Below are 12,617 nucleotides of genomic sequence, written 5' to 3'. Positions count from 1 at the left end.
CCGCTATTTCCCTAGGCTGTTATTTCCTGTCGCCGCGGACCTGCTTGGCGATGCGGTCGAGAACGGCGTTGACGATACGCGGCTCGTCTTCCTCGAAGAAGGCGCGGGCGATCTCGACATATTCGGTGACGATGACCGGCACCGGGACATCCTTGCGCTCGAGGATTTCGAACGTGCCGGCACGCAGGATCGCGCGCAGGGTGGAATCGAGACGCGACAGCGGCCAGTCTTCCTGCAGCGACGAGCGAACGATCGGGTCGATCTTCTGCTGGTCACGGACGACGCCCGAAACGATCGAGCGGAACCATGACGGATCGGCCTTCAGATAGGTTTCGCCGTCGAGTTCCTGGCCGAGACGATGGGCCTCATATTCGGCAACGACTTCCAGCACGCCGGTACCACCGATATCCATCTGGTAGAGTGCCTGGACGGCTGCGAGACGTGCGGCGCCGCGCTGGTTGACCGGCTTGACCTGTTTATCGGTCGTCTTGTCCTGAGCCTGCTTTTCCTGCTCGTTGGCCATCAGCGTGCACCATTCAGTTTTTCGCGCACGGCGATCATGGTCAGCGCTGCGCGCGCAGCAAAGCCACCCTTGTCCTTGTCGGAGCGGCGGGCGCGGGCCCAGGCCTGATCGTCGTTTTCGACGGTCATGATGCCGTTGCCGATGGCGAGCGATTCCGACACGGCAAGATCCATCAGCGCGCGCGAGGATTCGTTGGAGACGATGTCGAAGTGATAGGTCTCGCCGCGGATGACCATGCCGAGCGCGACAAAGCCGTCATATTCGGTGCCGCCCTCTTCGGCCGCATCAAGCGCCATGGCGATGGTCGGCGGAATTTCGAGCGCGCCGGGAACGGTCACGACATCATAGGTTGCGCCAGCTTCCTTGATGGCGGTCGTTGCACCATCAAGCAGTGCGTCGGCCATGTCGTCATAGAAGCGTGCTTCGATGATCAGGATATGGGGGGCGGTTTCGAGCGACATGGATCACCTTCGGAAATATCTTGCGCAATCGTAAGGCCAACAAAGCGGGCCATTCTGCATGGGCGGGTCAAAACACGCCCTGAGCCGGTTGGCAAGCGATTTTGCAGGAACAAGGTCTGCGCCTGAGGAATAGGAGCGTCGCAAGGTCGCTCGACAATACTTCGCCGGTGCAGTTTTGGATCATCGCCATGTCTTATGATGAATTATCTGTTAAACTAAAGAAACAGCGCGTACCATTCTTGTCACTTCCACTTTATTAGGCCTTTATTATCCTCGGCTCCGATGCAGGTGGACAATGGAAAATCACCGCTTCCAGATGGATGACATGGACGACCTGCTGCTGAACATATCCACGGCCCGCGATCTGGAAGAGATCATGACCGTGCTGAGGCAATCTGCGCGCCGGTTGATCGGCGCGGATGGCCTGACCTTCCTGCTGCGGGAAAGCGGTGAGTGCTTCTATATCGATGAAGATGCCGCCCGTCCGCTCTGGAAGGGACAGCGTTTTCCCATGGATGCCTGCATCTCGGGTTGGGCGATGCGCAATTCGGAAGTGGTCGTCGTCGACGACATCCATACCGACCCGCGCATGCCCGAGACTGCCCAGCGCCCCGCCTTCGTCAAGAGCCTCGTCATCGTGCCGCTGCGACCCGGCGATGCGCTGGGCGCGATCGGAGCCTATTGGTCGAAGCCGGGATCACCACCCGAAGAAAGCGTCCGCCGCCTCCAGCGGATCGCCAATGCCGCAACGCTTGCGATTGCCAATGTGGCGCTTGCCAATTCGCTTGCCGAGGCTCGCGACGAGGCGTCCCGCGCCCGCGACGCGATGATCCTCGCGATGGCCTCGCTGGCCGAGACCCGCGACCACGAGACCGGCGACCATATCCGCCGCACGCAGCATTATGTGAAGGTTCTGGCCGAGGCCCTGAACCGCCGCGAACCGCAGACGGAAGGGCTGGACGGCGAGTTCGTCGACCTTCTCTACAAGTCGGCACCGCTGCACGATATCGGCAAGGTCGGCATTCCCGACCGCATATTGCAGAAACCCGGCCGGCTCGACCGGGCTGAATTCGACATCATGAAAACCCATGCGGACCTCGGCCGCGCAGCAATCGCCACGGCGGAGCGCTATATCGGCGAGAGCAATCCGTTCCTCAGCCTCGCCAAGGAAATTGCCCATTGCCATCACGAAAGATGGGACGGGACCGGCTACCCGCGCGGATTGAAGGGCGAGGACATTCCGCTTGCCGGCCGGATCATGGCTGTCGCCGACGTCTATGACGCGCTCGTCTCGGAACGGGTCTACAAGCCGGCGATGAGCCACAACGAGGCCGTCGACCTCATCAATGGTGAGAGCGGCAAGCATTTCGACCCGGCCGTGGTCGCGGCCTTCGATGAGGTCGCAACCCAATTTGCCCAGATCCACGAGCGCTTCGGTCAGGTCAATTGAGGCCTGCCGACGAGACGTTTCAGGCCTTGGCCGGGAATTCCGCCAGGCGGGCCGCATAGCGGGCCATCGTATCGACCTCGAAATTGACGAAGTCACCGGGCTTGCGGTCGCCCCAGGTGGTGACGGCAAGCGTATGACGGATCAGCAGGATATCGAAGTCGGTGCCGTTGACCGCGTTGACCGTCAGAGACGTGCCGTCGAGTGCGACAGAGCCCTTGGGCGCGACGAAGCGAGCAAGGTCTTCGGGCGCACGAAGGGTGATGCGAACCGCCTCGCCTTCCGGCTCGACCGCCAGGATCTCGGCGCGTCCGTCGACATGGCCGGAAACAATATGACCGCCGAGTTCGTCGCCGATCTTCAAGGCACGCTCGAGATTGACGCGGGTGCCCTTGGACCAGGAGGCAATCGTCGTCAGACGCAGCGCCTCTTCCCAGGCCTCGACCTCGAACCAGCGCTCGTTGCTGCCTTCGGCCGGCAGGTTGGTCACGGTCAGGCAAACGCCGCCATGGGCGATGGACGCCCCCATGTCGATCGTCTTCGGATCATAATTGGTGGCGATGCGCAGCTTCACACCCGCATCGAGAGCCGTCGTCTCGGCAACGGTGCCGACATCGGTGACAATTCCGGTAAACATCAGACGCCTCTTTCATATTCTAGCCAGCGGTCGCTGCCGAAATGCTCGTCGCGAACGCAATGAAACTCCGGCGGAATATCGGATGGCGTTACGGGCGATACAAGCCCGCCATCGCCGACCACGAGTTGCGACTGCGACAAAACAAGCCGGTCCACCAGCCCGCTTTGCAGGAAATTGCGGGCAACCTGTACCCCACCTTCCACCATCAGCGACGAGATGCCGCGCGTTGCAAGGTTGGAAAGAAGATCATCAAGATCGGCCGCCTGCAGGATTTCCACGCCCGCAGACATCAGCGCACGAATCTTTTCCTCGCTGGCCGGCTGCTGGCGGCAGAAGGGATCGGTGACGGCCACCACCGGCACGACCGGCGCTGAAGCAACCAGTTTCGAGGTCAGCGGCAGTTGCAGCCGGCGATCGAGCACGATGCGCAGCGGCGAGCGCTTTTCCAGCCCCGGCAGCCTTACCGTCAGTTCCGGATCATCCACCAGAGCCGTGCCGACGCCGACCAGGATCGCGTCGTTTTCGGCGCGCATCATATGAACCTGGGCACGCGACTGCGGCCCGGTGATCAGCAATTCCTCGCCGGGGCGCCCCAGCATGCCGTCGGCGGAAACGGCAAGCTTGAGAGTCACATAGGGGCGTCTGTTCGTCTGGCGCGAAAGATATGCGGCCAGAACCCGCTGCCCCTCCTCCTGCAGAATGCCGGTATCGACCGTGATGCCCGCTTCCCGCAGGATGGCAAAGCCGCGGCCGGATACGCGCGGATCGGGATCGTTGAGGCAGACCACGACACGCGACACGCCGGCCGCCACCAGCGCGTTGGCGCAAGGCGGAGTGCGGCCATAATGCGAGCAGGGTTCGAGCGTGACATAGGCGGTCGCTCCCCTCGCCTTCTCGCCGGCCACGGCCAGTGCCTGGGTCTCGGCATGAGGCCTGCCGCGGATCGCCGTCACGGCCTGGCCGACGATGGCGCCATCCTTGACGACGAGGCATCCGACAGAAGGATTGGTGGCCGTCAGCCCGTCATGCCATCGCGACAGCCGAAGGGCTGCCGCCATGAAACGCCGGTCCTGTGCCGCGCTCGTCACTTGTCGAGATCCGGATCGAGGCCCGGGTCACGGCCGATCTTGGCATTGATCTCCTCGATCACCTTCTCGAAATCCTCCGCATGGGAGAAATCCCGATAGACGGAGGCGTAGCGGACGAAGCCGACGTCATCGAGGCTCTTCAGTGCCTCGAGGACCTGCAGGCCGATCTGCTCGGAGGAGATCTCGGCCTCGCCGGAGCTTTCCAGCCGGCGGACGATGCCGGAAACGGCACGCTCGATGCGATCGGCATCGACCGGCCGTTTGCGCAGCGCGATCTGGAATGAGCGGACGAGCTTGTTGCGGTCGAAGGGTGCCTTGCGGCCGGTCTTCTTGACCACCATCAGCTCGCGCAGCTGGACGCGTTCGAACGTGGTGAAGCGGCCGCCGCAATCCGGGCAGATGCGCCGCCGGCGGATAGAGGTGAAATCCTCCGCCGGGCGACTATCCTTGACCTGGGTATCCTCGGAACCGCAAAACGGGCAGCGCATGCCGTTTCCTTTGTCTTACATGTAGGGGTACATGACGAAACGGTCAGTGAGAGCCACGACCTTCTCGCGCACAGCAGCCTCGACGGCTGCATTGCCCTCGTCGGAATTGGCAACCTTCAGGCCATCGAGAACCTCGACGATGAGATTGCCGATTTCCTTGAACTCGGCTTCCTTGAAGCCACGGGTCGTGCCGGCCGGAGTGCCGAGACGGACGCCCGAGGTGACGAAGGGCTTTTCCGGGTCGAAGGGGATGCCGTTCTTGTTGCAGGTGATGTAGCCGCGGCCAAGGGCTGCCTCGGCGCGCTTGCCGGTGGCGTTCTTCTTGCGCAGATCGACCAGCATGAGATGGTTGTCGGTGCCGCCCGAGACGATGTCGAGGCCGCCGGCGATGAGCGTTTCGGCAAGCGTCTTGGCGTTCTTGACGACCTGAGCGGCGTATTCCTTGAATTCCGGCTGCAGCGCCTCGCCGAAGGCGACGGCCTTGGCGGCGATGATGTGCATCAGCGGGCCACCCTGCAGGCCGGGGAATACGGCCGAGTTGATCTTCTTGGCGATTGCCTCGTCATTGGTCATGACGACGCCACCCCGCGGACCGCGCAGCGACTTGTGGGTCGTGGTGGTGGCAACGTGGCAATGCGGGAACGGCGACGGATGCTGGCCACCGGCAACGAGACCGGCAATGTGGGCCATGTCGACCATCAGGTAAGCGCCGACTTCATCGGCGATTTCGCGGAACTTCTGCCAGTCCCAGATGCGGGAATAGGCGGTGCCGCCGGCGATGATCAGCTTCGGCTTGTGTTCGCGTGCCTTTTTGGCAACGTCTTCCATGTCGAGCAGATTATCGTCTTCACGCACGCCGTAGGAGATGACGTTGAACCACTTGCCGGACATGTTGACCGGCGAACCGTGGGTCAGGTGTCCCCCCGAATTCAGGTCGAGGCCCATGAATGTGTCGCCCGGCTGCAGCAGTGCGAGGAAGACGGCCTGGTTCATCTGCGAACCGGAATTCGGCTGGACGTTGACGAAGTCGACGCCGAACAGCTTCTTGGCGCGCTCGATGGCAAGCTCTTCAGCGATATCGACGAACTGGCAGCCGCCGTAATAGCGCTTGCCCGGATAGCCTTCGGCATATTTGTTGGTCATGATCGAGCCCTGGGCTTCGAGCACGGCGCGGGAAACGATGTTTTCCGATGCGATGAGTTCGATCTCGTGGCGCTGGCGACCAAGTTCCTTCTCGATCGCGCCGAAGATTTCCGGATCGGTTTCGGCCAGCGGACGGGAGAAGAATGCTTCGGTATTCGACATGAGCGAGGCTCCTGGAAGAGGATGAAAAGCGGTGTGACGCGTCTTAGCGCCCCGTCCGCACAAGGGCAATACGGAGAGCGACATTTGCACGCCCCGCCGCGCTCACCGCAATCCGATCTGCGCTGGGTTCAGGTTTTCAGGCCGAGGAAGGGAAAGGCCGGTGCGGGCTTGAAGTCCTTCGTGGCATTGCCCGAATAGGTGTGATCCTGGTCCTTGCCGAGATCGAGCCGCATGACCTTGCCGGTTTCTGCGGAAAAATCGATTGCCTTGAGATCGACCCAGAACGTGTTTGGGGTCAGCGCGGATTCGAAGAAATAGAGTTTTCGTTTGTGGTCGAAGACGGTGCGCCAGCGGGTGGAGGAAATATTGGGTTCTTCCGGCGTGGTCAGCCCGTAAGGAACGGAGACGTTGCGGATGACGCTGAAGACGCTTGCCACGGCGCGGTTGGGATCCTCGTCCTTCGGAATGGCATTGACGTAGAAGGATGCGCGGGCGAACCGGTCCGCTGCCCGGTTGGTCCCCGGCAGCATCACCGTGCCGCCGATCTGCTTCCAATAGGTATTGAGCGCCAGCTGCTGGTCGAAGAGCGGCGAATTGGTCATGACCTGATACTGACGGCCGTGATGAATGACCTGCTTGCCGTCAACATATTCGACGATCGCGCTATCGCCGGAGGCATCCGACATGGACAGATGCAGGGTCGTCAGGCGGTCTTCACCCGGAACATTGTCGGTGACGATGGTGAAGGGCTGCTTTTCGAGCGCCGCCACCGCCTCGTCCACGGTGGCGAAGTTGTCGAGGACATATTGGGCCCAGGCGGCGATCGTCAGGCCCGGTTTGCTGTCCTTGCCGAAGGGCGGGTACTGGGATTCGGCCAGCCAGAGCAGGTTTGCCTCCAGCCCAACCTCGTTGACGCCGTCGGTCGTCGACACGTCATAGCCGGTGGCAACCACACTGCCGTATTTCGCCTTCCAGCGGATCGAGTTCGGCCCCGCCTCGCCATTGCGTTCGATGCCCTTCGGCAGGACGTAGAGATTGGTCATCACGTCGCTCTTCCAGTCCATCGAGCGGGCCGTGATGACCTCGCCATCGGCACCGTGATAGACGATCCGCGTGCAGGCCTCGGCGACGGACGAGACGGCGAGACCCGCCGACAGGAGAGCCGCAGCGCAACTGCGGGCGGCGAGTGGAGAGAAAAGTGGAAGGCGGGATACTGGCATCTGCTCTACTCCCTGGGCGAACGGCCCGCAACACGATCAGAAACGCATGGAAAAGCCGACGACGGGACCGTGCTGCGTCACATCCCAGCGGAACTTGTTGACCCCGGTGAAATCGTCGCCCTCATAATCCTGATAGAGTGCGCGATAGCCGACGCGCAGAATGGTCGGGCGCCCCATCATCACCGTGCGATAGCCGAGATAGGCCTGGGCATTGACGCTGAGCCGCGACCCAACATCGAAACCACCGATATCGGTTTCTGCAAACAGGTTCCAGCGCTCGGTCAGATCGGCATTGACGCGCAGGCCGACGAAGGGGTCCGTCCAGTCGGCGCTCTTGTTGGTGGAAAGGCCGAATGCAGAGGCGTCGGCATCGAGCTTCGTCCAGCGCAGGCCTGCCGTCGGTTCGATCGAGACAGTCCTCGGCTTGCCGAACACGGTGTTGCCACCGAGGTCCAGCTCGTAGGCCTGGAAGAATGCCCCTGCCGAAAGCCAGGTGGTGCGGATCTTGAGGCCGATCTCGTGGGACAGGATCTCCTCGTCCTGGCTGGTGCGGACATGCTCGGCATCGATGTAGAAACCCCATTGGCCGTTGGTTACCTCGACATTGCCCATCAACACGAAATCGAGGTGGTGAAGTATGTCGGAAAAGGGCACGTCGACATCAGTATCGAGCCCGGCGAGCGATGCATTGCCTCTGAGCGAACCGGCCCATGCATAGGGGCTGACGATGACGGACCATGCCCGCTCCGGTTCATTTTGCCCGGCGCTCATCCTCGTCTGGTCGAAATCGGCGGCAAGTGCCGTGAAAGGCACCAGCAAAGAGCCGGCAAGCGCAATAAAGACGCTGCCGATGAGCATCAAGCACCGGGTCATCCGCAATCTCCGCCCTCTCGGAAATTTCAGATTAGCGCCGACTGATGTGAAAGCAATGGAAAAGCGGAGACGGGATTACGTCCGGCCCGGCAGAGTTGAGGCCAAAACGAGAAAAGCCGGACTGTTGCCCGGCTTTTGTAGAAATCGAGATCGGACGCTTATTGCGGCAGTATGTCCCTGTCGGTGATGGCGCCGGCCGGCTGCTCCATGCCGTTGGTGGTCTGCAATGCCAGTTCCTGGTCGCCGTCCTTCTGGTAGATATCGTCACGGAACTGGACGACGCGGTCCTTCGCCGACCATGCGGTGATGTAGACGATATAGACCGGCACTTCCTGGGTCAGCTTGATCGGAGTGTTCTGGCGCGTGGCAATGACGCGTTCGATTTCCTGACGCGGCCAGCCGGGCGTGTCCTTCAACAGCCAGGTCGACAGGTCACGCACGTTCTGGACGCGCATGCAGCCGGAGGAATCGAAACGCATCATCTTGTTGAACAGGCCCTGTTCCGGCGTGTCATGCAGATATTCGTTGTTCGGGTTGTGGAAGTTGATCTTGGTCGAAGCCATGGCATTGATCTTGCCCGGATCCTGACGGAACATCAGGTTCGGCGCCTTCGGCGCATTCCAGTCGATCGTTTCCGGCGACACTTCCTGACCGCGATTGTCCAGAAGACGGATATTGTTGCGCGTCAGATAGGTCGGATCCTTGCGCATAAGCGGCATGATGTCCTTCTCGATGATCGAGCGGGGTGCCGTCCAGTAAGGATTGAGAATGACTTCGTAGATCTTCGAGTTGATCGCATGCGTCGGGCGGGAGATGCGGCCAACGATGGCGTTGGTGCGCAGCGCGACGCGATCGTTCTCGACGGCCTCGATATACATGGCCGGGATGTTGACCATGACATAACGCTGGCCAAGATCGCCCGACATGGACTGAAGGCGCACAAGGTTGGTCTGCAGCTGCATCAGGCGCGTCTGGGCGGGAATATTCAGCGCCTTGACAGTGAACTCGCCGAGAACGCCATCCGACGGCAGGCCGTGGCGAGCCTGGAAGCGCTTGACGGCGCCATCGACATAGCTGTCGAAAGCATTCGACATGCCGGCAGATTCATCAAGGTCACCGGAGATCGTCAGGCGGCGGCGGAGCTGCTGCACGACCGGATCGGCGACGCCGAGCTGAAGGCGATTGGTCGGATTGACCTCCGGCCAGCCGCCATTGGAGACGATCTGCTGATAGGCGGCGATCGCCTGCTGGATGTTGGCCGGGCCTTCGGGGCCAAGGATCGGGTTGTTGGAGATGACGCCGACGGCTGCGCGCGAACCGCGTGCATCGAACTGGTCATCCCAGCTGCCACGACCGGGCGCATTGATGAGCGAGTCGATCGGGCTCTGCTGCTGGGCGAGCGCCGGGGCGGCAACGGCCGCCACCCCTGCAGACAAGGCCGTGCGCAGGAGGGAGCGACGAGAGAAGGTTGCAGATTCGATCTTTTTCGACATCATTCTATCCATCTGATCCCGGTCAACACGACAGCGCTACAGGGATATGGTTAAAAAAGGCGCAAAAGCAACGCAGTACGCCTTCACAGGCCCGTGTCTGCCGCAACTGGCAACGCCCATTCCACCAAGTGCTTGAGATGCCGGTCACATAGCAATATGGCCAATTCGTGTCAGCTATCCCAAGGTCACAAGGCAGTGTTAAAGTGTGACTTTTCTGTCGGCGCGAGAACGCCTGCGGGTGCCTTCAGAGAAAGGTCTCAGGGATCGGCGTCCATTCGGCATCTTCCCCGCCCTCAACCTTTGTGAATTGCGGGATATGGGCAAGGCTGCGGATGAGCCCGGCGTCCTCGCCGAGCACGTCCTGCCAGTCGCGCGCCTCGGTCAGGATGACGCCGATACCGACGACATCTCCGCCTGCCGCGCGAACGAGATCGACGGACCCCTTGATGCTGGAGCCGGAGGCGACAACGTCGTCCACCACGACCACGCGCTTGCCGGCAATCAGCGGGATCGCCTGGCGATCGAGCAGCAGGCGCTGCTCGCCTTTCGAAGTGATCGAGGAGATCGTCTGCACCAGGGCGTCGCCGAGATGGATCTTCGGCGATTTCTGCAGGATGACATAGTGGTCGAGCCCGAGCGCCCGCGTCACCTCGATCGCGACCGGGATGCCCAGCGTGGCGGCCCCGACGATGACATCCGGCTTCAGCGGCGCGAGCTTTTCGGCAAGCTTTGCACCGACATGTTCGCCGAACTTGACGCCGAGATCGATGACCATCATCAGCGAGATGGCGAAATCGGGCTTGATGGCGACGATCGGCAGCTCGACCTCATAGCCATCGACATCGAGCTTCCAGGTTTCGCCGGTGATCGGAGAGAGTTCTAAGGTCATGATTTCTGATCCTTGATTGGAAGGCGCGGCTCGACGAGCAGGCCGACATTGCGCCAGGTCGTGCGTTTTTTCTTCAGGTCGAAGCCGTAGACGGAGAGCGACAGCGAGATGGCGTGGGCGGTGCGGATCGCCTGTACCAGCAAGGGCACGCCGCGTGCCAGCGCAAAGCGCAAACGCGTCGGCAGCGGCACGTCGTCGATTTCCATCCCCCTCGCCCTTTGGGCGTCGGCGATACGATCGAAATCCTCGCGCAACATCGGGATCATGCCGAAGGTCAGCGACAGGACAAGGGTTACGATCGGCGGCAGACGTGCGGCACTGCAGGCGGCGAGGATCGAGCCCGGCGTGCTCGTCTCCATGACGAAGAAGAAGGCGGCCGTGGTGGTGATCAGGCGAGCCGCCATGCCGAGTGCGACGAGGACGGCCCCGCCGATGCCCATGCCCTGGATCAGAAGGTTCAGGATCCAGCTTGCCATGACGAGCAGTGTCAGGAGCGACGCGCCCTTCAGATAGGCGCGAAAGCCGGGCGTCCCGGACAGCCAGAGGAAAAGAACCGCGAGGATTGCGAGCGGAACACCCCAGGTCCAGCCGGGCACGAGCCATGCAGCCAGCATGACGAGGAAGGCGAGAGCGAGCTTGACGAAGAAATTGAGGTCGTGAAGCCTGGTCATGCCAGCACCTCGTGTTCGGCATAGGGTGCCGGCCAGCCAAGTGCAGCAAAGGCCTCGCTGCCCCATGCATCCGAGGTTTTGCCGTTAAAGGCGATGCGGCCCTTTTCGAGGATCAGCGAACGCGACGTGACATCGTCGATCAGTTCCAGATCGTGGGAAATCAGCAGAACGCAGCAACCGGAACCGGTCATGGTGGCGAGGAAATTCTGCAGCATCCGACGTCCTTCGAGATCGCGCGCCAGAAGCGGCTCGTCGAGAATGGCAATCTTGACCGAGGCGGCTTCAGCACAGGCAAGTCCGAGCAGCGCCTGCTGGCGGGCAGAGAGCGCGAAGGGGTTGGCCTCGGCGAGATCGCCGATCCCGTAGCGCGCAAGCATCTCCGCCGCCTTGGCGCGGTCACCACCGGATGTGCCACCAGACGCCCCTCCTGTCATGGCAAACAGCACTTCATCGATCACCGTCATATTGAACAGGATCCGGCGCATGTTCTGCGGCAGGTAGGCGATCGAGCGGGCACGGCGTGCCGGCGTCCAGCCGTTTGCCGCCTCCCCATCGATGGTGATCGTACCGGCCTTCATCTTCGCCAGACCGAGGATCGACTGGAAGAGCGTCGTCTTGCCCGCGCCGTTGCGGCCGATGAGCCCGACCACTTCGCCCGCCTTGAGATCAAGGGCGACGTTTTCCAGAACCGGCTGGCCATCGGCGCGTTTCAGTTCGGTCTTCACGCCTTCGACGGCAAGCAGCGTCCGCCCTGCTTCGGTCTCAAGCTTGACCGGACGCTGGCGGCGCGGCGCAAGAATGCCGGCGGCCTCCCAGGGCGCGGTTTCGGACATGATCGCAGCCGCATCGACCGGTGTGGAAAGGGAGGCCGCGTCGAGCAGCGAAACCTGGTCGACCACGGCCTGCAGGGAAGCCGGGTCCTGTTCGGCAATGACAACACCCGAGAGATCGCGGGAGAGCTTTTCGATGAGCCTGACGAGACGCTGGCGGGCGGCGGGATCGAGCCCGGTCGTCGGCTCGTCCAACACGAGGATTTCAGGCCTTGCCGCGATGGCAGCCGCGATCGCCACCATGCGGCGCTCGCCGCCGGACAGTGTCAGCACCCGGCGGCCACGCAACTGGCCGAGATCGAGTTCGACGATCAATTCGGCGACGCGGGCACGGATTTCGGCCTTCGCAACGCCGCGATTTTCCAGCGGAAAGGCAATCAGGTCTTCGACGCCGAGATCCCAGAGCTGGTCCTCGGCATTCTGGGCAAGGCTCGCCACCATGGTGAACCAGCGATCCTTGCCGAGTTCGGCAAGTGTGTTGCCGTTCAGCTTGACCTCGCCGGAATAGGCAGGCGGCGTCACAAGTGTCGGCACGATGCCGGCAATGACATTCATCAGGGTCGACTTGCCGCAGCCGGCTGCGCCGCAGACGAGAAGCCTTGCCCCTTTTTCGAGATGCAGATCGGCCCCGGCGATGACGGATACGTCACCACCGAAGCCGACAGTCAGATTATCGATATCAAACACTGAAC

Annotated in this window: 13 protein-coding genes; 1 reads left to right on the top strand and 12 read right to left on the bottom strand. The window is 61.9% G+C overall.

Going from position 1 to position 12,617, the window contains the following annotated elements:
* Positions 1-19 precede the first annotated feature (19 nt).
* Together nusB and ribH are read right to left on the bottom strand one after the other, a co-directional pair.
* On the bottom strand, positions 20-523 hold the full coding sequence (gene nusB, locus NCHU2750_RS05560) for a transcription antitermination factor NusB (RefSeq protein ID WP_119939543.1): 504 nt from the start codon (positions 521-523) through the stop codon (positions 20-22).
* Positions 523-984 (bottom strand): 6,7-dimethyl-8-ribityllumazine synthase, encoded by a 462-nt coding sequence (gene ribH / locus NCHU2750_RS05555; RefSeq protein ID WP_119939542.1) that lies wholly within the window; start codon positions 982-984, stop codon positions 523-525. Before ribH ends, nusB begins: the two co-directional genes overlap by 1 nt.
* Positions 985-1,279: 295 nt before the next feature.
* Here ribH and NCHU2750_RS05550 point away from each other — a divergent pair, with 295 nt between their 5' ends.
* Positions 1,280-2,434 (top strand): HD domain-containing phosphohydrolase, encoded by a 1,155-nt coding sequence (locus tag NCHU2750_RS05550; RefSeq protein ID WP_119939541.1) that lies wholly within the window; start codon positions 1,280-1,282, stop codon positions 2,432-2,434.
* Between the two features lie 19 nt (positions 2,435-2,453).
* On the opposite strand, the gene NCHU2750_RS05545 is transcribed toward NCHU2750_RS05550, so the two are convergent.
* The 10 genes from NCHU2750_RS05545 to NCHU2750_RS05500 all read right to left on the bottom strand — a co-directional run bounded on the left by NCHU2750_RS05545 (position 2,454) and on the right by NCHU2750_RS05500 (position 12,612).
* Positions 2,454-3,068, bottom strand: coding sequence for a riboflavin synthase (locus NCHU2750_RS05545; RefSeq protein ID WP_119939540.1), 615 nt, complete (start codon positions 3,066-3,068; stop codon positions 2,454-2,456).
* The gene (gene ribD / locus NCHU2750_RS05540; RefSeq protein ID WP_502703822.1) at positions 3,068-4,156 is read right to left on the bottom strand and encodes a bifunctional diaminohydroxyphosphoribosylaminopyrimidine deaminase/5-amino-6-(5-phosphoribosylamino)uracil reductase RibD; all 1,089 of its coding nucleotides are present in this window, start codon (positions 4,154-4,156) and stop codon (positions 3,068-3,070) included. Before ribD ends, NCHU2750_RS05545 begins: the two co-directional genes overlap by 1 nt.
* Positions 4,153-4,644, bottom strand: a complete 492-nt coding sequence (gene nrdR / locus NCHU2750_RS05535) for a transcriptional regulator NrdR (RefSeq protein ID WP_119939539.1) — start codon at positions 4,642-4,644, stop codon at positions 4,153-4,155. The genes ribD and nrdR overlap by 4 nt, the downstream gene beginning before the upstream one ends.
* Before the next feature lie 15 nt (positions 4,645-4,659).
* The gene (glyA, locus tag NCHU2750_RS05530; RefSeq protein ID WP_119939538.1) at positions 4,660-5,949 is read right to left on the bottom strand and encodes a serine hydroxymethyltransferase; all 1,290 of its coding nucleotides are present in this window, start codon (positions 5,947-5,949) and stop codon (positions 4,660-4,662) included.
* A 128-nt stretch (positions 5,950-6,077) separates the two neighbouring features.
* A complete protein-coding gene (locus NCHU2750_RS05525; RefSeq protein ID WP_119939537.1) occupies positions 6,078-7,169 on the bottom strand; it encodes a linear amide C-N hydrolase in 1,092 nt (363 codons plus the stop codon).
* A 36-nt stretch (positions 7,170-7,205) separates the two neighbouring features.
* Entirely contained in the window at positions 7,206-8,042 is an 837-nt protein-coding gene (locus tag NCHU2750_RS05520; RefSeq protein WP_245480344.1) for a porin family protein, read from the bottom strand.
* Positions 8,043-8,200: 158 nt separating this feature from the next.
* Positions 8,201-9,535, bottom strand: a complete 1,335-nt coding sequence (locus tag NCHU2750_RS05515) for a L,D-transpeptidase family protein (protein WP_119939536.1) — start codon at positions 9,533-9,535, stop codon at positions 8,201-8,203.
* A gap of 244 nt (positions 9,536-9,779) precedes the next feature.
* A complete protein-coding gene (locus tag NCHU2750_RS05510; RefSeq protein ID WP_119939535.1) occupies positions 9,780-10,424 on the bottom strand; it encodes a phosphoribosyltransferase family protein in 645 nt (214 codons plus the stop codon).
* Positions 10,421-11,095, bottom strand: coding sequence for an energy-coupling factor transporter transmembrane component T family protein (locus tag NCHU2750_RS05505; protein WP_119939534.1), 675 nt, complete (start codon positions 11,093-11,095; stop codon positions 10,421-10,423). The genes NCHU2750_RS05510 and NCHU2750_RS05505 overlap by 4 nt, the downstream gene beginning before the upstream one ends.
* Complete coding sequence (locus NCHU2750_RS05500; RefSeq protein WP_119939533.1) at positions 11,092-12,612, bottom strand: ABC transporter ATP-binding protein; 1,521 nt, start codon at positions 12,610-12,612, stop codon at positions 11,092-11,094. Before NCHU2750_RS05500 ends, NCHU2750_RS05505 begins: the two co-directional genes overlap by 4 nt.
* Positions 12,613-12,617 lie beyond the last annotated feature (5 nt).

The organism is Neorhizobium sp. NCHU2750 (assembly GCF_003597675.1).
Taxonomy (GTDB): Bacteria; Pseudomonadota; Alphaproteobacteria; order Rhizobiales; family Rhizobiaceae; genus Neorhizobium.
This window is presented reverse-complemented; position numbering and strand designations above follow the sequence as displayed.